Annotated in this window: 14 protein-coding genes; 8 read left to right on the forward strand and 6 right to left on the reverse strand. The window is 69.2% G+C overall.

The annotated features are described in order from the left end of the window. Positions 1-106 precede the first annotated feature (106 nt). Entirely contained in the window at positions 107-2,197 is a 2,091-nt protein-coding gene (locus FS770_RS11105) for a glycoside hydrolase family 15 protein (protein WP_144941385.1), read from the forward strand. Positions 2,198-2,455: 258 nt separating this feature from the next. Then, the gene (locus FS770_RS11110) at positions 2,456-6,064 is read left to right on the forward strand and encodes a bifunctional proline dehydrogenase/L-glutamate gamma-semialdehyde dehydrogenase (RefSeq protein WP_145011819.1); all 3,609 of its coding nucleotides are present in this window, start codon (positions 2,456-2,458) and stop codon (positions 6,062-6,064) included. A 210-nt stretch (positions 6,065-6,274) separates the two neighbouring features. Here the strand turns inward: FS770_RS11110 and FS770_RS11115 are convergent, their stop codons facing one another. Beyond that, on the reverse strand, positions 6,275-6,502 hold the full coding sequence (locus tag FS770_RS11115; protein WP_244944893.1) for a hypothetical protein: 228 nt from the start codon (positions 6,500-6,502) through the stop codon (positions 6,275-6,277). A gap of 135 nt (positions 6,503-6,637) precedes the next feature. Here FS770_RS11115 and FS770_RS11120 point away from each other — a divergent pair, with 135 nt between their 5' ends. The 4 genes from FS770_RS11120 to FS770_RS11135 all read left to right on the forward strand — a co-directional run bounded on the left by FS770_RS11120 (position 6,638) and on the right by FS770_RS11135 (position 9,735). Then, positions 6,638-7,390, forward strand: a complete 753-nt coding sequence (locus tag FS770_RS11120) for a zinc-binding dehydrogenase (protein WP_244944894.1) — start codon at positions 6,638-6,640, stop codon at positions 7,388-7,390. A gap of 225 nt (positions 7,391-7,615) precedes the next feature. Further along, positions 7,616-8,164, forward strand: coding sequence for a type 1 glutamine amidotransferase domain-containing protein (locus FS770_RS11125; protein WP_202975512.1), 549 nt, complete (start codon positions 7,616-7,618; stop codon positions 8,162-8,164). After that, the gene (locus FS770_RS11130) at positions 8,161-8,463 is read left to right on the forward strand and encodes a putative quinol monooxygenase (protein ID WP_012397129.1); all 303 of its coding nucleotides are present in this window, start codon (positions 8,161-8,163) and stop codon (positions 8,461-8,463) included. Before FS770_RS11125 ends, FS770_RS11130 begins: the two co-directional genes overlap by 4 nt. A 141-nt stretch (positions 8,464-8,604) precedes the next feature. After that, entirely contained in the window at positions 8,605-9,735 is a 1,131-nt protein-coding gene (locus FS770_RS11135; RefSeq protein ID WP_186366768.1) for an NAD(P)/FAD-dependent oxidoreductase, read from the forward strand. Between the two features lie 11 nt (positions 9,736-9,746). On the opposite strand, the gene FS770_RS11140 is transcribed toward FS770_RS11135, so the two are convergent. From FS770_RS11140 to FS770_RS11150, 3 genes are all read right to left on the reverse strand, one after another. Continuing rightward, positions 9,747-10,202 carry a transposase gene (locus FS770_RS11140; protein WP_186366769.1) on the reverse strand — a complete coding sequence of 152 codons (456 nt, stop codon included), beginning with the start codon at positions 10,200-10,202 and terminating at the stop codon, positions 9,747-9,749. Positions 10,203-10,920: 718 nt separating this feature from the next. Further along, complete coding sequence (locus FS770_RS11145; protein ID WP_145011825.1) at positions 10,921-11,385, reverse strand: Pathogenicity island protein; 465 nt, start codon at positions 11,383-11,385, stop codon at positions 10,921-10,923. 475 nt (positions 11,386-11,860) lie between these two features. After that, positions 11,861-13,192 (reverse strand): vWA domain-containing protein, encoded by a 1,332-nt coding sequence (locus tag FS770_RS11150; protein WP_145011828.1) that lies wholly within the window; start codon positions 13,190-13,192, stop codon positions 11,861-11,863. A gap of 575 nt (positions 13,193-13,767) precedes the next feature. On the opposite strand from FS770_RS11150, the gene FS770_RS11155 reads away from it, so the two are divergent. Beyond that, on the forward strand, positions 13,768-14,961 hold the full coding sequence (locus FS770_RS11155; protein WP_055083551.1) for a glutathione-independent formaldehyde dehydrogenase: 1,194 nt from the start codon (positions 13,768-13,770) through the stop codon (positions 14,959-14,961). Positions 14,962-15,074: 113 nt separating this feature from the next. Here the strand turns inward: FS770_RS11155 and FS770_RS11160 are convergent, their stop codons facing one another. Both FS770_RS11160 and FS770_RS11165 read right to left on the reverse strand, forming a co-directional pair. After that, the gene (locus FS770_RS11160; RefSeq protein WP_144941373.1) at positions 15,075-17,738 is read right to left on the reverse strand and encodes an excinuclease ABC subunit UvrA; all 2,664 of its coding nucleotides are present in this window, start codon (positions 17,736-17,738) and stop codon (positions 15,075-15,077) included. Between the two features lie 818 nt (positions 17,739-18,556). Next, positions 18,557-19,606 (reverse strand): hypothetical protein, encoded by a 1,050-nt coding sequence (locus FS770_RS11165; protein ID WP_145011830.1) that lies wholly within the window; start codon positions 19,604-19,606, stop codon positions 18,557-18,559. 75 nt (positions 19,607-19,681) lie between these two features. Here FS770_RS11165 and FS770_RS11170 point away from each other — a divergent pair, with 75 nt between their 5' ends. Next, positions 19,682-20,920 carry an MFS transporter gene (locus tag FS770_RS11170; RefSeq protein ID WP_145011832.1) on the forward strand — a complete coding sequence of 413 codons (1,239 nt, stop codon included), beginning with the start codon at positions 19,682-19,684 and terminating at the stop codon, positions 20,918-20,920. The last annotated feature ends 24 nt before the right edge of the window (positions 20,921-20,944 follow it).

Genomic DNA, 20,944 nt, shown 5'->3' on the forward strand with positions numbered 1-20,944 from the left:
GGGGTGAACCACCCACCGTATCGAGGAACCACCCAGCCCACATCGGCCGCACGGCCAGTGTCCCGTGCGAGGTGAGCCGCCCGCGCGTTCGTGAGATTCTGGGGGCATGGCTTCAAAGATCGAGGACTACGCCCTGCTGTCCAACATGCGCAGCGGGCCGCTGGTCTCCCGGCACGGGTCGGTGGACTGGTGGTGCGTGCCGCGCTTCGACTCCCCGGCACTGTTCGCGGCTTTGTTGGGCACCCCGGACCACGGACGCTGGCTGCTCGCGCCGTACTGCGCGGTGGACGACGACGCCGCGGTGGACATGTCCCTGCCCGGTGTGATCGCGGTGGAGCGCTTCTACGCGGAGAACACGTTCGTGCTGCACACGGTGTGGTCCACGGACACCGGCACGGTGCGCGTCACGGACTTCATGCCGCTCAACGCCCGCACCGAGCTGATCCGCCGGGTGGAGGGCCTCACGGGTGAGGTGGAGATGTTCCAGGACCTCCGGCTGCGCTTCAACTACGGCTCGTCCGTGCCGTGGCTGAGCCGCTTCGACGTGCTCGAGGACGAGTCGGAGGACGCCGAGGCCGAGTCCGTGCTGGTGGGCATGGCCGGTCCGGACTCCGTGGTCTTCCACGGCGATCCGCTGCCGGAGGCGGATCCGGACAAGACCAAGCGCCGCCACGCGGGCTCGTTCACGGTGGCGGCCGGTCAGACCCGGGACTTCACGCTCACGTGGTTCCCGTCCCACGGCGTGCCCCCGGAGGCGATGGACGTGAACGAGACGCTGACGGCCACCGTGAACCTGTGGCAGGAGTGGACAGAGCGCTACGAGCCCTACGACCCCCTCACGGATCCCGCGGCCATGAACCACACGGACCCGGACGAGCAGCCGCCCGCGCTGCACGCCTCCGGTGCGGGCGCCGGGGACCTCGACACCTCCGAGCGCCCCTCGGCACGGGACGTGGGTCGTCACGGGGACCGCCCCCACCACGAGGGCGCCGCCCTGGGCGGGTTCACGCTCACGGCCACGGACGACGAGCCCGCGGACCTCGTCCGGCGCAGCCTGCTGGTGGTGCGCGGACTGATGCACCAGGCCACGGGCGGGCTGATCGGCGCCCCCACCACGTCACTGCCGGAGGTCGTGGGTGCGGAGCGCAACTGGGACCACCGGCTTTCGTGGCCCCGGGATGCCGCGTCCGCGCTGGAGGTCATGCTGGACCACGGCCACGACCGCGAGGCCGCCCAGCTGCGCAACTGGCTGCTGCGCGCGGTGGCCGGGGACGTCAACAACCCCTCCAACATCTACACCCTGGACGGCTCACCCCAGATCCGTGAGCGCCTGGTGGACCTGCCGGGCTACGAGCGCTCGCGGCCCGTGCGCGACGGCAACTCCTCCGGCAGCCACTACCAGTCGGACGTGGCCGGGCACGTGCTGCGCGTGTTCGAGATGCTGCGCCGGCGCGGTGTGCAGGAGGACCACCTCTCGTGGCCGCTGCAGCAGGCGCTGCTGCGCGCCGTGGTGGCCAACTACGAGGAGAAGGACCAGGGAATCTGGGAGATGCGCGGTGAGCCCCAGTACTACACGCACTCGCGCGTGATGATGTGGGCCGCCATGCAGGCGGGTGTGGACGCCGTGCGCATCCACGGCCTGCCCGGGGACGTGGAGACCTGGGAGGAGCACCGCGACCAGCTCGCGCACGAGATCTGGACCAGCGGCTACGACCCCCAGGTGGGCTCGTTCGTGCAGTACTACGGCTCCACGGACGTGGACGCCTCCCTGCTGCAGCTGCCCATGGTGGGTTTCGTGGCCTACGACGACGAGCGCATGCTCGGCACCGTGGAACGCATCCGCACCGAGCTCACCGATAGCTCGGGGCTGCTGCACCGTTACCGCAACCTGCCGCAGCTCACGGACCTGGACGACGCCGAGGCGTTCGCGTCCTCGATCGGCCAGGACGGCTTCGCGGGGCAGTCCGCCCCGTCCATCTCCGCCACGCTGCAGCTCGCGGAGCAGCTGGCCATGTGCGGGCACACGGAGGAGGCCGTGCGGGTCACGGATCTCGTGCTCTCCACGGCCAACGATCTGGGTCTGCTGGCCTCCACCTACTCGCCGTCCCAGCACCGCGCCACGGGCAACTTCCCGCAGGCCGAGGCGCACCTGCACCTGATCCGCGTGATCGACATTCTGCAGGCGGAGCTCGGCTGAGCGCGGTGGTTCCAGGGCGCGCCGCCGGGGTCGACGACGCCGCGTGGCCCGCTGCCGGACGACGGGCCGGGGAGATGCGCGGGCGGCGTCGTGCGAAGCGTGAGGTGTGTTGCACGGCGCCGTGAGGGAGATTACTGGCGATGCCGCGCGCCACGGTAGCGTGGTGAGACCAGCCACGCCGGGCCCGGTGAGACTTGGCTGGTGGCCGAGGGAATGCCTCGGCACCTTCCCCGGGCCGAGACTCTTGGAGGCGCTGCAATGGCACGCACCGTCAATACCGGATCCGATCCCCATTCGCTCGCAGATCCCGCCGTGGATCTCGTGCGCACGTGGCTGCAGAAGGCTCAGGACAACGAGCGCAAGAGCAGGCAGAAGAACCCTGCCGAGGACCGCCTCGCCGCCGTGCTGCAGGACCCCAACGGGCTGGAGTTCACGGTGGGTTTCGTGGACCGCGTGATCCGCACGGAGGACACGAAGGCTGCGGCAAAGGCGCTGCAGGACATCGCCAAGCTGACCCCGCAGTCCATGCCGGCCGCGGACCGGGCCCAGATCCAGGCGGGCGTCGTGCTCTCCGGCGCGCTGCCCTCCGTGGTGGTCCCCGCGGCGCGCACCCGTCTGCGTCAGATGGTCGGCCACATGGTCGTGGACGCCCGCCCGGGCCCGTTCGGCAAGTCCGTGAAGGGCCTCAAGCAGCACGGTCACCGGCTGAACATCAACCTCCTGGGCGAGGAGGTGCTCGGCGAGGACGAGGCGAAGAAGCACCTCGCGGACGCCGAGGGCCTGTTGCGCCGCGAGGATGTGGACTACGTCTCCCTGAAGGTTTCCTCCGTGGTGCCGCAGCTGTCCCACTGGGGCTTCGAACGCACCGCCGAGCGCGTCGTCGAGCGCTTGCTGCCGCTGTATGAAACGGCCGCCACCAAGGGCACCGGCAAGATGTTCATCAACCTGGACATGGAGGTCTACTCGGACCTCGAACTGACCATCGAGGTGTTCCAGCGGCTGCTGAACAAGCCCCAGCTGAAGAACCTCGAGGCCGGCATCGTCATCCAGGCCTATCTCCCGGACGCCCTCGGCGCCATCCAGCGGCTCTCCGAGTGGTCCGGGCAGCGCGTCGCGGACGGCGGCGCACAGATCAAGGTCCGCCTGGTCAAGGGCGCGAACCTCGCCATGGAGAACGTGGACGCGGAAATGCACGGCTGGCCGCTGGCCACCACGGAGTCCAAACAGGCCACGGACACCAACTACAAGCGCGTGCTCACCTGGCTGTTTCAGCTCGAGCGCATGAAGGGCATGCGGCTGGGCGTGGCCGGTCACAACCTCTTCGACATCGCCTTCGCCCACCTGCTGGCCGGGCAGCGCGGCGTCACCGACCGCATCGAGTTCGAGATGCTCCAGGGCATGGCCACCTCCCAGAGCGAGGCCGTGTCCACGGACGTGGGCCAGCTGCTGCTGTACGTGCCGGCCGTGAAGCCCGCGGAGTTCGACGTCGCCGTGTCCTACCTGGTGCGCCGCCTCGAGGAGAACTCCGCGAACGAGAACTTCATGTCCGGGATCTTCGAGCTGGGTCCGGACAACTGGGTGTTCCAGCGCGAGGAGGGCCGCTTCCGGGCCGCGCTCGCCGAGCTGGAGACAGAGCCGCAGGCCCCGGGTCCGCGCCGCGTGCAGGACCGCACCACGGAGACCGCGGGGGAGCAGGCCACCCTGCCGCTGGACGAGCCGTTCCGCAACGAGCCGGACACGGACGTCTCCGTGCCCGCCAACCAGCGCTGGGCCGGGGGCCTGGCCGAGAAGATCGGCAGCAGCGAATGGTACGCCTCCGTGGCCGTGCCCGAGCTGCTGAAGGACATGGACCAGGACTCGGACGAGGCGATGCAGGCCGTGAACGACGTCGTGGCCACCGCCAAGGCCGCCGGCAAGCACTGGGCAGCCACCCCCGCCCGTGAGCGCGCCGAGATCCTCAACCGCGCCGCGGACATTCTCGCCGCGCGCCGTGGCCACCTCATGGCCGTGGCCGGTGCGGAGACCGGCAAGGTTCTGGAGCAGAGCGATCCCGAGGTCTCCGAGGCCGTGGACTTCTGCCGCTACTACGCCCGCCGCGCGCTGGAGCTGGAGTTCGTGGACGGCGGGGACTTCGTGCCGCACGCCGTGACCGTGGTGACCCCGCCGTGGAACTTCCCGCTGGCCATCCCCACGGGCACCACCGTGGCGCCTCTGGCCACAGGTTCGGCCGTGATCCACAAGCCGTCCCCCGAGTCTCGCCGCTGCTCCACCGCGGTGTGCGAGGCGCTGTGGGAAGCCGGTGTGCCGCGCGATGTGCTGCAGCTCGTGGACGCCGTGGAGGGTGAGGCCGGCAAGGCGCTGATCTCCCACCCGGACGTGGAGCGCGTGGTGCTCACCGGCGCGTACGAGACCGCGCAGCTGTTCGCCTCGTGGGACCCGGAGCGTCCGCTCACCGCGGAGACCTCCGGCAAGAACTCCCTGGTGATCACCCCCAGCGCGGACCGTGACCAGGCGGTGTGGGACCTCGTCTCCAGCGCCTTCGGCCACGCGGGGCAGAAGTGCTCCGCGGCGTCGCTCGGCATCCTGGTGGGCTCCGTGGCGAAGTCCGAGCGCTTCCGCCGCCAGCTCGTGGACGCGGCGTCGTCGATGGTCGTGGACTGGCCCGAGAACCTGCAGGCCACCGTGGGCCCCACGGTGCAGCAGCCCTCCGGCAAGCTGCTGAAGGCGCTCACCGAGCTGGAGCCCGGCGAGGAGTGGCTGATCGAGCCCAAGCAGCTGGACGACTCCGGCCGCCTGTGGCGCCCCGGGATCCTCACCGGCGTGAAGCCCGGGTCCTTCTTCCACCTGACCGAGTGCTTCGGCCCCGTCCTGGGGCTCATGTCCGCGGACAGTCTTGACGAGGCCGTGAAGCTGCAGAACGCCACGGACTACGGGCTCACGGCGGGCATCCACTCGCTCGACGCGGACGAGATCCTGCGCTGGATCGACACCGTGCAGGCCGGCAACCTCTACGTGAACCGCGGCATCACGGGCGCGATCGTGCAGCGCCAGCCCTTCGGCGGCTGGAAGCGCTCCTCCGTGGGCCTCGGCGCCAAGGCCGGCGGTCCGAACTACCTGGCCTTCCTGGGCCGGTGGACGCGGGCACCGTTCTCGGACTCGAGCACGGACCGCGGCGCGGCCGGCGCATGGGTCCTGGACCCGCGCGTGCACCGTGCGCTGGACGCCGTGACCCCGCTGATCTCGGACAATGACCTCGTGTGGCTGCGCCGTGCCGCGCAGTCCGACCAGTCCGAGTGGCAGCGTGAGTTCGGCCAGGTCAAGGACCCCACGGCTCTGCGCAGCGAGGCCAACCTGTTCCGCTACCGCCCCCGGACCGTGACGGTGCGCGCCCGTGAGGGTGCGTCCCTCACGGACGTCCTGCGCGTGGGCCTCGCGGCGGTGCGCTCCGGCTCGCAGGTGGTGCTCAGCGCCGCCGAGTCCCTGCCGGAGGCCGTGAACGGGCTGTTCGCCACCGTGCTGAACCCGGCCACGGACGCCGAGTTCGCGCACGCCCTGGACAGCGGCTCCCTGGGTGCGCTCGGCCAGCTCTCGGACCTGCGCGTCCTCGGCGACGACGCCCTGGACGTCCGCCACGGCGCCCGCGTCCGCGTGATCTCCCCGTGGGGCGGTTCCGAGGAGGACCTCAAGGACCTCTATGCGGTGCGCGCCGAGCACCCGGACATAGCCCTGATCACCGAGGACGTGGTGGGCACCGGGCGCGTGGAGATGATGTACATGCTGGCTGAGCAGGCCGTGTCCATCACCATGCACCGCTTCGGCAACCACAGCCAGTCCATGCAGCGGGTGGTGGACGAGATGGTGCGGTGACCGGGCGGCGTCATGCCTGCCGCCCGGCGGCCTGCGGGTCGCGGGCGCCTGGCGCTCCAGGGCGGACCGGCTGCTGACCCCGGACTCTCGAGGTCTGGCATCGGAACGGACGCGAGCCGCGCTCCCGGGGGACCGGGGGCGCCGCTCGTGCTGTGCCCGGACTCGGCAGGGGCGATGCGATACCGCGAAGCACGGGGCGTTTCGCGGGCCTCAGATCCGGTGGGTGTGCCTCCGTTGCTGACCGCGCCGGATCCCGCCACTCACCACCAGGAGCAGCGTCACCAGCAGCGGCCAGCCGATGAAGCCGCGCCAGGCCAGGTCGGTGAACGCGATCGGAGCCGCCGTCACGACGGCCACGAGGGCGCGCAGCCAGGGAAGTGGGATGTCGTTGTGGTAGCCATCCCACCGCGCTAGAAGGACACGTGACGGCGGCACCATGGTCGCTCGGCCAGTTGTTGGCGGCTTGCACCATGGACCCATGACGGGATTCGGGACTGCTACCTGTCACCTATCCGTGCAGCAGACCCGTTCGGCCACGAGAACATGGGGGAGGTCGTCGAGGTCGGTAGTGGCGTGGAGAAGGTCAGGGTCGGAGACCGGGTTGTGCTGCCGTTCAATATCTCGTGCGGATTCTGTAAGAACTGCGAACGCGGGCTCACGAACTATTGCCTGACGACGCAACCCGACCCGTCGACCGCCGGTGCGGCCTACGGGTTCGCCGCAATGGACCCGTACGGCGGTGGCCAAGCGGAACTGCTCCGGGTGCCTTTCGGTGATCACAACGCGCTGCGCCTGGGTGAAGATGCGGAGGAGAAGGAGAACGACTACGTCATGCTCTCCGACATCTTCCCCACCGACTACCACGCCACCGAGATGGCCGGCGTGATCCCGGGCGACAGTGTTGTTATCGCCGGGGCGGGTCTGGTCGGGCTGATGGCCGCCCTGTTCGCGATGATCAAGGGCGCCGCGAAGGTGATGGTGGTCGATCGTCACCCTGACCGGCTCGCGTTGGCCGAGCAGATCGGCGCGATCGCCATCGATGACTCCAAGGTCGATCCCGTGCAAACCGTTCTCGACGAGACGATGGGGCTGGGAGCCGACCGGGGCTGCGAATGCGTGGGTTACCAGGCCCACGATCCCCAGGGAAACGAAGACACGGCCGCTACCCTGAACATGCTCATCAACGCGGTGCGCTTCACCGGACGAATCGGCACCGTCGGCGTGTTCGTCCCCCAGGGCCCCGGAAGCAAGGATGACCTGCGCCAAGCAGGGAAAGGCGGCCATCGACTTCGGCACGCATTGGTTCACGGGTCAGACCATGGGTAGCGGTCAGGCCCCGGTCAAGCGGTACAACCGCCAGCTGCGGGACTTGATCGCCGCCGGCAAGGCGACCCCCTCGTGGATCGTCTCCCACGAGGGGGTCGCTGGACCAGGCCGCCGATGCCTACAAGAACTTCGACGCCAGGTCCGAGGGTTGGACGAAGGTCCTCATCAAGCCCGGGATGTCGACGGAGAAGAAGGCGAGCTGATATGTCCGAGACGCTATAGGGCATGAGAGTCGCCATCCTCGCCGCGGACGGGGTCGAGCGAGTCGAGCTCGAACAGCCCCGCGAGGCACTGGAGCGGGCCGGCGCACAGACCGAGGTGCTGTCGATCCATGACGGTGAGATTCAGACGCGTGAGAACGATCTGGATGCAGCAGGCACGTTCACCGTTGACGGGTTGGTCGCGGACGCCTCTGTCACCCACTATGACGCCCTGCTTCTCCCGGGCGGCACGGTGAACCCCGACCACCTCCGGGTTGACCCCGACGCGGTCTCCTTCGTCCGCGAGGTCGTCGAAAGCGGTAAGCCCGTTGCGGCGATCTGTCACGGGCCGTGGACGCTGATCGAGGCCGGTGTGGTCGAAGGCCGCACCTTGACGTCCTTCCCGAGCATCCGCACGGACCTGCGCAACGCCGGTGCTGACGTCGTCGACCAGGACGTCGTGGTGGACGGGAACCTGATCACCAGCCGCTCGCCCGATGACCTGCCTGTGTTCTGCGATACAATCGTGACGCAATTTGCGAGCAATTCGACCCAGGAAGAGGTGATGTCATGAGCGTGACCAAGGGACTGCTTGTCAGGCTGGAGGCCCTGCCCGGCAAGGAAGACGAGGTCCAGGAATTCCTCGGCATCGGGCGAGGGCTCGTTGAGGAGGAACCGGCCACCGTCGCGTGGTTCGCGATCCGTCTCGGTCCGTCCTCCTTCGGAATTTTCGACGTGTTCCCCGATGACGCCGGCCGCGACGCGCACCTGTCCGGCGCAGTTGCGACCGCTCTCGGCGAGCAGACCGGCAAACTGTTCAGCGAGCCCACGATCGAGAAGCTCGACGTCCTGGGCTCCAAGCTCCCCGCCTGACACCACAGACCGGGAGTACTGGCCCAGAGAGGAAGGGTCGCTGCGCGCGGTGACTTCGGGCTTACACAGCCCGCTGACGTCGTGGCAGCGGCCCCTTCTCTTGCGGCCTATCGCTAATCACCAACAGATCGAGGAACCGCGATGACAGGAACTGACGACGGCGCTGCCACGACGCGTTCACCCGAGGTAGCAGTGATCGGGGGCGGGATCATCGGTCTGTCGACGGCGTACGCGCTGCAGGAGCAGGGCGTGCCGGTGCGCTTGTACGAGGCTGGTCTGCCCGGGACGGGTCAGTCCGCAGGCGAGTCGCGGATCTTCCGGCATGCCCACGACGACCCGCGACTCGTCGCTTTCGCGCGCGAAAGCCGCGGGGTATGGGATGAGTGGGCCGAACACTTCGACGTCGAGCTGGTCTCATCAGACGGTGTCCTGGCGATCGGAGACAGCGCCCTGGCGCGGCTGCGGGTGCTCGACCAGGTCGGCGGCGTGGAAGCGCACGAGATCGACGCGGCCGAGGTCGCCCAGCGGATGCCGCTGCTCGCTGGGTACTCGGGGCCAGCGGTGCTCGACGAGTCGGGCGGCGCGATCCGCACCCGCGCCGCGATCAAGGCACTCACGGGTGCCCTCGCAGATGCGGTCACCACCGGTGAGGTCATCTCCATCGATCCCCTCGCCGACGGGACGGTCGAGGTGCGCAGCGTCACCGACCGGGCTGTCTACTCCAAGGTGGTCGTGTGCGCCGGCCGCGAAACCGCCCGCCTGGCACGCAGCGTCGGCCTGTCGCTGCCGGTTCGCCTCGCCGCACACGTACGGCTGACCTTCGACGTGAAAGCCGCCGCCCCGGCACGAGTCGCGTGCCTGCAGGACAGCAGCGGCGTCTTCGGCGAAGTCGGCGTCTACGCGACACCGCTACCGGGCAACAGCAGCTATTCGGTTGGACTCAGCGACACCGTCGGCGTCCGCGACGACGGAACTTTCATCGACCCGGCGGCGATTCGATCGCTGGACGAACGCGCACGCGAATACGTGACACGGGCGCTGCCCGGTCTCCACCCAGAGCCGCGCGACTTCCTCCACTGCTGGGTGACCGACCTCCCGTGGAGTGAGGACGGCGTGGCCGTGTGGGAGGCAGACTCTGTCTTCTTCGTGGCCGGTCACAATTTGTTCAAGCAGGCACCTGCACTGGGTCGCGCTCTTGCCCGGGCTGCGACCGGCGGCGGTCTCCGCGCCGAGCTCACGCCCGAAGCGCGCCTCGGCGAGGCCCAGGGCTAGCCCCCGGTCTTTCATGACGGCGGTCGGGATCGTGTCGGAGCCGTGTGGTCGAGTGCGCCCGTGTGCGGAGTGATTGCGGGTATGACGACGGGCCGGCTGGCGCTGCCGGGCTGCGGTTTTCCGGGTGGTGATGTCGTGGGCGGACGGGCCAGGTCGGGCCGGTTGCGGGATGGCGGCGATGTTCGCGAAGGCCGCGACGATGGCGGTTGCCCAGGGCCATGACTCCGGGATCTTGAGGCGACGTCGGCGTTGCCTGCCTGCAGCTTGGCGGCGAGGAACTCACTGGTGTTGTCGCACCAAACCCCGATCGGGTGGTAGCCGAAGGGCCGTTTGAACGTGGCGGCCGCGTTCTCCTTCTGGCTGTGCGCGATCACGCTCGTGGCGTCGATCTCTAGCACGATGACGTCGGCGAGGTTGGTCCCGGCGACCTTGGAGGCCGGGATGCCGCCGGGCAGTTGGGCCCACATGTGGCGCCGGACCCGAGCACGGGCGGCCGCGATCTTATTCCGTCGACCGGGCGTCATCGACTTCAGCGTGCGCCACACCGTCGGCCGTCACGGACAGGCCCGTCTTCCACGAAGTACGCTTCACCTACGGAGTGCCTTCCAACGCGGAGAACTTGGGACATCGCAATCACAAGTTTCCCCTGCTGTGCAGGCGCTTCCGTGCTTCTACGCGCCGATCACTCCGCGGCGTCGTGAACGATCCGGGCTAGCAGTTTAGTTGCGGTGGCAGCTCCAGCTCCTCCTGCAAAGAGGCCTCCGAAGCACTGCACCGTAGCCGCGTGCTCGTCAGGGGAGGGGCCTTGACCTCGAAATTTGGACCCGTGAGCCATGCATGCCCTGCATCGGGGTGCGATCAGCCGGTCAAGGGCAGGGGGTACTGCTCATCCCACTACGACAAGTGGCAACGGCAGCGTCCGAAGGAACAGTAATAGGCCTACAAGAAATCGCCCCCGGCCTAAGGATTCTGGCCGGGAGCGATCGGGTTCAACTCAAATGCTGCGATTTTCTGGCCCAGTACGATGTTACCGAAATCGCAATGATTGCTGTAGCTATCAACAGGACCACAAACGGCCCCCCATTTGAAAGCGTCAGAGCCAAGGCGAGGGCAACGCTGACCCAAGCTGCGATGATTGCATACATGCCAGTTCTTTGCTGGTTCACTTGCAGTCCTTCCAGGTCATCAGCAGGATGCAGCAGCGCCCACAGCGCCCACAGCGCCACCGCCAACGGCCCCGCCAATGGCGGTGCCAGTGGCCCATCCTGCAGCAGTTCCGGCCCCGGGCACGACGCTGCCGATGGTAGCCCCGGCAGTGCCACCTGCGATGTCCCCGGTCCCAGCACCCCCGCCGGTGCCGAGTGCGCACTTCCAGCCTCTGCTCACGGCTGCAGTCGCCATCGGATTATTGGTTGCCCTCGTCTTGGGATTCCACTGCAGGACGTTGATTGTCACAACGCCGTCTTTTTCCGCGTACTTCAAGGCGACGGTCTTGCCATTCTCGTCCTTCTCCTGAGAGGGAAGCGCCTGCTTGGTACCGTCCTTGGCGACCACAGCAGAGCCATCCTGGGCAGGCTTGTCGCCCTTGGAAAGACGGAACGCCATGTTGGAGTCATCAACCTTCTTGATGTTCCCCTGAACCTTTGCCACGTCGGCCTGGCTCGCTTGCTGTGACTGAGGGGCAGGTGCTTCGGCCGCCATTGACGCAGCGGCCATACCGCCAAGTAGTCCCAAGGAGAGAGCCGCTCCTGGTGGCGCGGTGATTAGTGTGCATCACGAGAACTTACGGAGGAGGCCGTGGTGATCGCAAACACAGGAGGGTCAATGCTACCAAATAGTTACATAAATTGGCCGTTTGGCTAGACTTCAAAAATTTTGAAATGACCAACCGGTTTGACTTCATCCTCAAACGGGCTTACGGCTTGCAAAGCCGATACACCTTTGGTGGTGGCGCGATAGCCATCATCTCGCGGGATGAGGGTGGGTGGAGGGGGAGCGGAAAAACGCTCATAACAGACATGATGTTAAATATGGGGCGTGAGGTGCAGCTCCACACCCCCCAGAATGGCCGATAATCGGGGCAGAACCTCTCCTTATGCGCTGCGCACGCGCCCGGCGGCGCCCCTCACGCCCCCGTCAACGCGTCCACGAACACCTTCTGGATGTCCTGCGGCGTACGCGCCACATGGGACGAGCCACCGGTGGCTTCCGCGATCTGCTGCAGCACCGTGGCGTCCGCGTCCTTCGAGACCCCCACGGTGATGATCCGCACCGGGTTCTCGGTGTCCTGCTCGGCCTTCAGCGTGCTCAGCAGCTCGTCCAGCGCAATGGAGCCGGGGTCGTGGTTCATGCCGTCGGAGAGCACGATCACCGTGCGCAGGTGATCTGGGGCGTCGTCGTGGAGTACCTGGCGGTAGGCAGCCAGGGTGGTGTCGTACAGCCCTGTGTAGCCGTCCGGGGAGAACGTCAGGGACTGCGCGTCCCGGGAGAGCTGGTCCCGCTGGGTACCGCCGCGCACCGGTGCGGAGAGCTCGCGCACGGGGGTCACCGACCGGTAGTCCTTGTCTCCGTCCAGGTGCCGCTCGAACGTCCAGAGCCCAAGCGCATCGTGCTCGGGGAACAGCCCCACGGCAGTGGCGGCTGCGGCCTTGGTGAGGTCCATGCGCGTGGAGCCGTCGGGCAGTGCCGTGGTGCCCATGGAACCTGAGATGTCGATGGCCACGAGCGCGTGGAAAGGCTCCGCGAGGTGCTGCCACTGCTCCAGGGCATGCGTCAGAGCGGCGTCATCCGCGGTGGGAGCCTCCGAGACGGGGCGGCTGCCCGGGGTGCTGGCCACGAGCGAGGTGTCCGCGTGCTGGGCGCGGTAGTCCTGCCACTCGCCGCGCGTGACCACGGTGGTCGAGGGGTGCTCTGCACCCGCGGCGTAGGCGGGGGCGCTCGGGTCTGCAGGCGCCGGAGAGCTCGGTGCAGGGTCCTCCGCGATCTGCTGCAGGCGCTGTGCTGCGTCCTGGACGGGGGCGGCGTCCCCCTCGGAGCGGGCCCGCCGTTTCAGTGCCTGCTCGGTGACCGACCGGTCCGCCTGGCCGACCTGCACCTCGCCCAGCGCGCGCGAGATCAGCTCGCGGGTCCCGGTGTCCTCGCCCGGGGCGCCCAGCTCCACGGCAGGGTCCTGCAGCACGGCGGACCAGGTCTTCGCGTCCGTCTCGGAGCCGGCGACGACGACGGGCTCGTCACCGCCCCCACTCGTCTCCCCGGAGGCGCCGGACGCCGTCGGAGAGCCGCCGTCCGTGGGATCGCCGCTCGCGTCGTTGTCCCCCCGTGGGATCAAGAAGATCGCGGCGAGCAGGAGCAGCACGGCCACCACCCCGAGGGCCAGCCAGATCAGCAGTGTGCGGCTCAGCCCCCGGCGTTCGGCGCGGTGCGCCCCGCGGTCTCGGTGCATTCCAGGCTCGGTCATCGTCTCGGTCCCCCATCCCAGGCGGCAGGCCTGCGCCGAGGCGCTACCGGGCCCCGACACCCACTCGGAAACCACACTACGTGGCCGGGACCCGGTGCGGGGTCATCCGGGTATCGGCACAGATGGGGACAACGCGTCGGCCACCTGCGGTCCCGGGTCCGCGAGACGGATCAGCTCCGTCATGAGCCGTGACCCGATGCCCTCCCACTGCCGCTCGGGTGCGACCGAGACCGGTCCGATCCCGCGCACGGGGGTTTACCCGCATGCCCCTCCCCGTGGCCTTGAGGCGGACCATGAATTCCGGGCCGTCGTCGTCGGGGAGCGCGCGGCGGATGTCGAGGTTCATGGCGCCACTGCGCGCAGGGTGGCGCAGGGTTCGCCCAACGTTCATTCGAGGGTGCGATGAGAATCGTTCACAGCGCGCTGGGGAATGGTTCTCACCGAGGCGGCCGTTCCGACGAATGCTGGCGCTCTCCTTGGTTTTTGCGAATATGAGCGCGGTGCTACCGATTGGCGGCACCGTCACCTATGGCCTGCGTGCTCTACGATGCGGCAGGCCCAAAGGAGCTAAGACGATGGCAAATGGCAATCGCGCAGTGGTGTTCCACGGCACCGGCAACATGCAGGTGGACACGGTGGAGTACCCAAAGCTCGTCATGCCGAATGGGAAGAAGGCCCCGCACGGCGTCATCCTCAGGATCGTGGCCACGAACATTTGCGGTAGCGACCTGCACATCTACCGCGGCTCGTTCCCCGTGCCTGAGGGCATGCGCATGGGCCACGAGATGACCGGGGAGGTCGTGGAAGTAGGCTCGGACGTCGAGTTCTTGAGCGAGGGGGACCTCGTCTCCGTGCCGTTCAACGTGGCGTGCGGCCGTTGCCGTAACTGTCGTGCCGGACGCACCGAAGTGTGCGAGACCACCAACCCGGACACCGCGTGCGCCGCGTACGGGTTCAACCTGGGCAACTGGGACGGCGGACAGTCTGAGTACATGTTCGTGCCGTACGCGGACTTCCAGCTGCTGCGCTTCCCGGACCGGGACCAGGCCATGGAGAAGATCCGGGACCTCGCTCTCCTCTCCGACATCCTGCCCACCGCATTCCACGGCCTCATGGAGGCGGGCGCCAAGCCCGGTTCTACGGTCTACATCGCGGGCGCCGGGCCCGTGGGCCGCTGCGGGGCCGCCGCGGCACGGCTGCTCGGGGCGTCCTGCATCATTGTGGGCGACTACAGCAAGGAGCGGCTGGATCTCGTGCGGCAGAACGGCTGCGAGACCATCGACCTCTCCGAAGACGTCCCGCTGACCGAGCAGATCGAGGCGATCCTGGGCGAGCCCATGGTCGACTGCGCGGTGGACTACGTGGGCACCGAGGCCCACGGCATCGGCTCCGAGGCGGAGAAGACGGATCCCGCATATGCCGTGAACCAGGTCCTGGACGCCACCCGCGCGGGCGGTGCCACGGGTATCATCGGCGTCTACGGCCCGGATCCGCTGGCGTCCTCGAAGGCGGAGCAGGAGGGTACGTACCCCATCGACTTCGGCAAGGCATGGATCAAGTCCCCGCGCATCTCTGCTGGCCAGGCGCCCATCATGCACTACAACCGTGAGCTCATGATGTCGATCCTCTGGGACCGCATGCCGTACCTGAGCAAGATGCTCAACACCAAGGTCATCAGCCTCGACGAGGTGCCTGAGGCCTACGCGGCCTTCGACGCGGGCTCGGATGACAAGTACATCATCGACCCGCACGGCATGATCAAGGCCTGAGCAGCCACCGTCTGACCGGACCGAGTCCGGACAGACGGAGGAACCGCGGACGACGACGAGCCCCACCGTACGGCACTCACGGTGGGGCTCGTCGCTGCTTGAGAAGGTCTCCGTCAGGCCATGACGGCCTTCAGGTACGGTGCCGTGGCGCTGTCCGCGTGCGCGGCGACGTCGTGCGGCGTGCCCGCCGCGACCACATGGCCGCCGTCGGCTCCCGCACCGGGGCCCATGTCCACCACGTGGTCCGCCTGGGCAACCACGCGCATGTCCAACTCGGCCATGACCACCGTGTTGCCTGCGTCCGCCAGGCCCTGCAGATGGTTCATGAGCCGGTCGCTGTCCGAGGGATGCAACCCGGCGGTGGGCTCGTCCAGCACGTAGAGGGTGTCCCCGCGCGAGGCCCGCTGCAGCTCGGAGGCGAGCTTGACCCGCTGCGCCTCACCGCCGGAGAGCTCCGTGGCGGGCTGGCCCAGCCGGAGGTAGCCGAGTCCCACGTCCCGAAGCACGCCCAGGGTGTGGTGGATGGCGTCCTCGCCCTCGAAGAACGTGTGCGCCTCGTCCACGCTCATGGCCAGCACATCCGCCACGGAGCGCTCCCGCCACAGCACCTCCAGAGTCTCGGCCTTGTAGCGGGTGCCGTGGCAGTCCGGGCAGGGTGCGTAGATGCTCGGCAGGAACAGCAGCTCCACCATCACGCTGCCCTCGCCCTCGCACGTGGGGCAGCGACCGCCGGCCACGTTGAACGAGAACCGCCCGGCCTTGTAGCCGCGCCGTTTCGCCTCGTCGGTTGCCGCGTAGAGCTTGCGGACGGCGTCGAACAGCCCGGTGTAGGTGGCCACGTTGGAGCGCGGGGTGCGCCCGATGGGCTTCTGGTCGATCACGACGACGCGCCGCACGCTCCCCGGCAGGGAGACGACGTGCCCGCGCACCTCGTCCGCGGCGTCGTCGGCGGTCAGCAGGTCCGCCTCCGGGTCCCCGGTGATCTCCGTGTCCTCCTGGCCGCCGTGGCCCAGCCGCTCGCGCACCAGCACCGGCAGCGCCTGACTGACCAGGCTGGACTTGCCCGAGCCGGAGATGCCGGTGACGGCGGTGAGGCACCCAGCGGGGAGGCTCACGTCCAGGCCGCGCAGGTTGTTGCGCGTGACGCCTTCGAGCTGCAGCCACCCCTGCGGCGTGCGGGGCTCGCGCGCCTCGGCCGACGGCGCATGCTCGGCGAAGAGGTAGCGGCGTGTCGCGGACTCGGGAACGTCCGCGAGACCGCTCGGCTTACCGCTGTAGAGCACCCGCCCGCCGCGCTCGCCGGCGTCCGGGCCGATGTCCACGAGCCAGTCCGCCTCGTGGATCACGGTCAGGGAGTGCTCCACCACGAACAGACTGTTGCCGCGATCCTTGAGCCCGTGCAGGATCCCGATGAGCGCGTCCAGATCCCGGGGGTGCAGGCCCGCGGAGGGCTCGTCGAGCACGTAGACCACCCCGAAGAGCTGGGAGGAGAGCTGGGTGGCCAGCCGCAACCGCTGCCGCTCACCACCGGAGAGTGTGGGTGTGGTGCGGTCCAGGGAGAGGTAGCCCAGGCCCAGGTCGATCATGGGCTCCAGCCGCGCCACGAGGTCCGCCGCGAGGCGCTGCGCGGCGGCACGTTTCTCCACCGAGAGGTTCGGGGTGCGCCGGACGTCCGGTGCGGCGTCGTGCGAGGCACCTCCCTCCGCGACCCGCGAGGCGGTGGAGGCGGCGCGGGCCTCGGCGTCGAGCAGGTGGTCCTCCAGGTGCTGGGCCTCACCCGGGGTCCAGTCCTCCGCGGTCACCGAGCGCGCGATCTCCGCCACGCGCGCGAGCGGCAGGTGCGAGAACTCCGCGATGTCCAGGCCCTCGAACGTCACGGACAGGGACTCGTGCTTGATCTTCTTGCCGTGGCACTCCGGGCACAGTTCGCTCGTGAGGTACTGGGCCGCGCGCTTCTTGGTGCTCGGGCTCTTCGCGTTGGCGAAGGTGTCCAGCACGTAGCGCCGCGCCCCGATGAACGTGCCCTGGTACGTGGCCTCCGCACCTTCCTCCTGGGCCTTGCGCGTCTGGTTCGGGGTGAGCCCGCGGTACACGCCCACCGTGGGACGGTCCTCGGTGTAGAGGATCCAGTCCCGGTCCTTCTTCGGCAGGTCCTTCCAGGGAGTGTCCACGTCGTAGCCCAGGGAGACCAGGATGTCCCGCTGGTTCTGCCCCGCCCACGCCACGGGCCAGGAGGCGACAGCGCGCTCGCGGATGGTCAGCGACGGGTCCGGGACCATGGTGTCCTCGGTAACCTCGTAGACCCGCCCGATCCCGTGGCAGGTGGGGCAGGCGCCCTGCACGGTGTTCGCGGAGAAGTCCTCCGCGTAGAGCATGGCCTGATCCGGCGGGTACCAGCCGGCGCGGGAGTACAGCATCCGGACCAGGCTCGACAGCGTGGTCACCGTGGCCACGTCCGAGCGCGCTCCACCCCCGCCGCGCTGCTGCTGGAGCGCGACGGCGGGCGGCAGCCCCTCAATCACGTCAACGTCCGGGACACCCGCCTGGTCGATCAGCCGGCGCGCGTACGGCGCCACGGACTCCAGGTAGCGTCGCTGCGACTCCGCGAACAGCGTGCCGAAGGCGAGGGAGGACTTCCCCGAGCCGGACACCCCCGTGAACACCACGATGGCGTCCCGGGGGAGGTCCAGAGAGACGTCCCGGAGGTTGTTCTGGCGCGCGCCGCGCACCACTACGCCGTGCTGCCAGGATGCGGTGTCGTTCTGTTCAGTAGTCACCTGGTCCACGCTACCCGGGGGTGCCGTCAGACGGAGCGGACCTGCCGTTCGGAGGTGTCCGGCATGGGGGACAACCAGCCATACAGCGTCCTCGGCACCGTCGACATCCCCGCGGGCGCCGCACGACCGCCGACCACGGGGCGCAGTCGAGTGCTGCTCGAACGCCCCGCAGAGCGACCCGGACCGGGGCCGCGCTCGCCCCGATTGAGCACCATGGGAAGGACGTGGAATTCGAGCGCACGGGTAATCTCAACCTGGCCGGGGAGCCTCACCGGGTGCGGTGGCTGAACGAGCCCACTGCCGAGGACGGTTCCAGCGTCTTCCTGGATGAGCGCGCAGTGCGTGGGCAGGTTCGCCCCCACGCACCCCGCCGGCGGTGGAGGAAGCGAACGTGTGCCATGGTCCACCCCGCCAAACTGGCCCGGGTGGTCACGGAGCTGGGTGGCGAGATCCACGAATACAGCCGCGCGACCGACCTGGGCACCTCGGTGACGGCGTGGTGGCCCACACCGACGCCGGGCTCGTGCGGGCGCCTCGCGCCGTGCTGGCCACCAACGTGTTCTCGTCCTGCTCAAGCACAACAGGCTCAAGTCCGCACCGGTCTACGACTACGCGATGATGACCGAGCCGCTCACCGACGGGCAGCTGGACCCGATCGGGGGGCGCAACAGGCAGGGCCTGGCGGATCTGGTCAACCTACCGGCTCAGCGGGGACAACGGGGTCCTCTTCGGCGGCTACACCCCCGCTGCTCAAGACCCTGGGCGCCATGGGCCTCGGCCTCGACTCCTGAGCCCGGCGGGGGGCGGTCCTACCGCGGTCAGAACAGCAGCACCAGCACCACGATGACCGCCACGATCACTGCGAACACGATGGCCCAGTTGCGGGCCACGTGGCGGTCCTCGGCCCGGGTCTGCTCGCTGTCCGGGTCCCGGTCCGCGTACCGGTCGCTGCCCACGCCGTAGTACAGCTCGTTGGTGGACGGTTCGCGCGGGGGCGCCGGCGGTCCGTGGCGGTCGGACGAGCCCGAGGGACTGGACGGGTGGGCGGCGTCGTTCCCGTCCTGGGACTCGCCGCTGGTGGGACGTCCCGAGAGGCTGCCCGGCTCCCAGGTCTGCAGCGGTGCGTTGACGCCAGGGCCTGCGATCGAGTCGCGCACGGGCACGCCCTCACCCGGGTAGCGGTGTCCGGGCCGGGAGGGCTCGTCCAGCTCGTCCTCGCCCAGCATCTCGGAGGCCGGGATGCCGGTGGTCGTGACCGCGGGGCCCTGCGAGCCGACGGGAGCCTGCGGCGTCGGCATCGAACCGGGCGCGGACGCCGCCGCCCCACCGTCCCGGGGGTTGTGCGCCGCCGCGCGCAGCACCTCCGAGAAACGGGCCAGTGGCTCCCGCTGTGCGGGTGCCACGTCGTGGGCGACCTGGTCCGCGCGATCCGCGACGGAACGCAGCACTGCAGCGTCGGACAGCCCGAGATCCCGGGCCGCCATGGCGAGTTCGAGGGGCGGGTGAGAAGGGTCCGCGGTGGTGGCCCACTCCAGCAGGCCGGTGCGGACGAGGGAGGACAGGGATTCCCGCAGGGCGGGCTGGAGCGCCGGGACGTCCGCGAGCGCGAGCAGTTCGAGTGGCGGGGTGCTGCCGTAGCCGTGGGCGGCCTGGTCCAGCGGGCCGCGGTGGCCGAAGAGGGCTGCGAGCATGGCGGCCGCCGCGTACCGGTCCTCCACAGTGCGCACGTCCGAAACGCGGCGCATCAGTTCCGCCTGGGCAGGGGAACCCGCCTGGCGGACCGTGTCCAGCAGTGCGGGGTCCGCGCGCACCAGCCGCGCCGGTTCCTGCAGGGCCCGGGCGAGCTCCGGATCCAGTGAGTCACTCATGGCGTCCGCCTTTCTCAGTCGTGGAGAAAGCCTACGGGAGGTCGAGGGCGCGGTGCGGGTCTAGGGTGATCGACTGTGACCCGCACCCCATCTTCGCCGACGCGCAATGCCCCCGGAATCCTGCTGGCGGTGCTCATGGCCGCAATGGCCGCCGGGCCGGTGTTCAACTACGGGGTGGGTGCGCTGAGCGCCACCATCGTGGAGAGCTACGGGATCACCGAGGGGCAGTATGGGTTCATCATCACGGCGGTGTTCGTGGTAGCGGGTCTCGCGGCGCCACTGCTGGGAGTGCTCGCGGACCGCATCGACACCCGCGTGCAGCTCACCCTGATCTTCGGGGGTGTGCTGGTGGCGTTCCTGCTCAGCGCCACGTGGCAGTCCTACGCCATGCTGCTGGTTGCGGCCCTGATTGCGGGTCTCGCGCAGTCCTTCTCCAACCCGGTGACCAACCGCATCGTCGCGCAGCGCGTGCCGCTGGCCCAGCGCTCCGCGTGGATGGGGTGGAAGCAGTCCGGGGTGCAGGTGGGTCTGCTGGTCGCGGGCCTCACGTTCCCGGTGGCGGGCGCGGCGTTCGGCTGGCGGGGTGCCGCACTGTTCGGCGCGCTGCTGTGCGTTCCCCTGCTCGTCACGGGGTGGACCGTGGTCACCCGGCTGCAGCGCCGCGCCCGCGAGAACACCCCGACGACGCCGCCCGCTCCCTCTCCCGCCGCACCCTCCGCCACGGCGTCGTCGGGGGCGCTGCCGCCCGCGGTGTGGCTGCTGACGCTGACGTCCTTCCTCAACGCGGTGGGCACGCAGGGCGTGAACGTGTACGCGTCCCTGTTCGCGGTGCGTGCCATGGGGTACACCGTCACGGTGGCCGGGCTCCTTCTGGGCGCGATGGGAGTGATCGGGATCGGAAGCCGGATCGGGTGGGGCCGGGTGAGCGGCAGGCTCGGCAGACCCGCACCGCTGATCCAGGTCATGAGCCTGGGCGGGATCGTGGGGCTCGGGCTGCTCGTGCTCGCGGAGACGACGCAGCAGCACTGGCTCATGTGGCTGGGCGTCGCCTTCCACGCCGCGCTGCCGCTGGCCGCAAACGTTGTGATCAACTCGGGAATCGTCGCCGCCGTGTCCGGGGAACGGATCGGTGTGGCGTCCGGACTGGTGGCCACCGGGATGTACCTGGGCTTCGCGCTGGGGCCCGTGGTGGTGGGCCAGCTCGTGGACCTCACGGAGGCGTTCACCGCCGGATGGGCCGCCGTCGCTGGGGCATACGTGCTGTGCTTTGTGGCCGCGCTGGTGCTCGGGCGGGTGCAGGCACGCAGAGCCTGAGATGTGAACGGGGCCCGGGGCGCG

The sequence above is a fragment of the Kocuria salsicia genome (genome assembly GCF_007681555.1).
Classification (GTDB): Bacteria; Actinomycetota; Actinomycetes; order Actinomycetales; family Micrococcaceae; genus Kocuria; species Kocuria salsicia.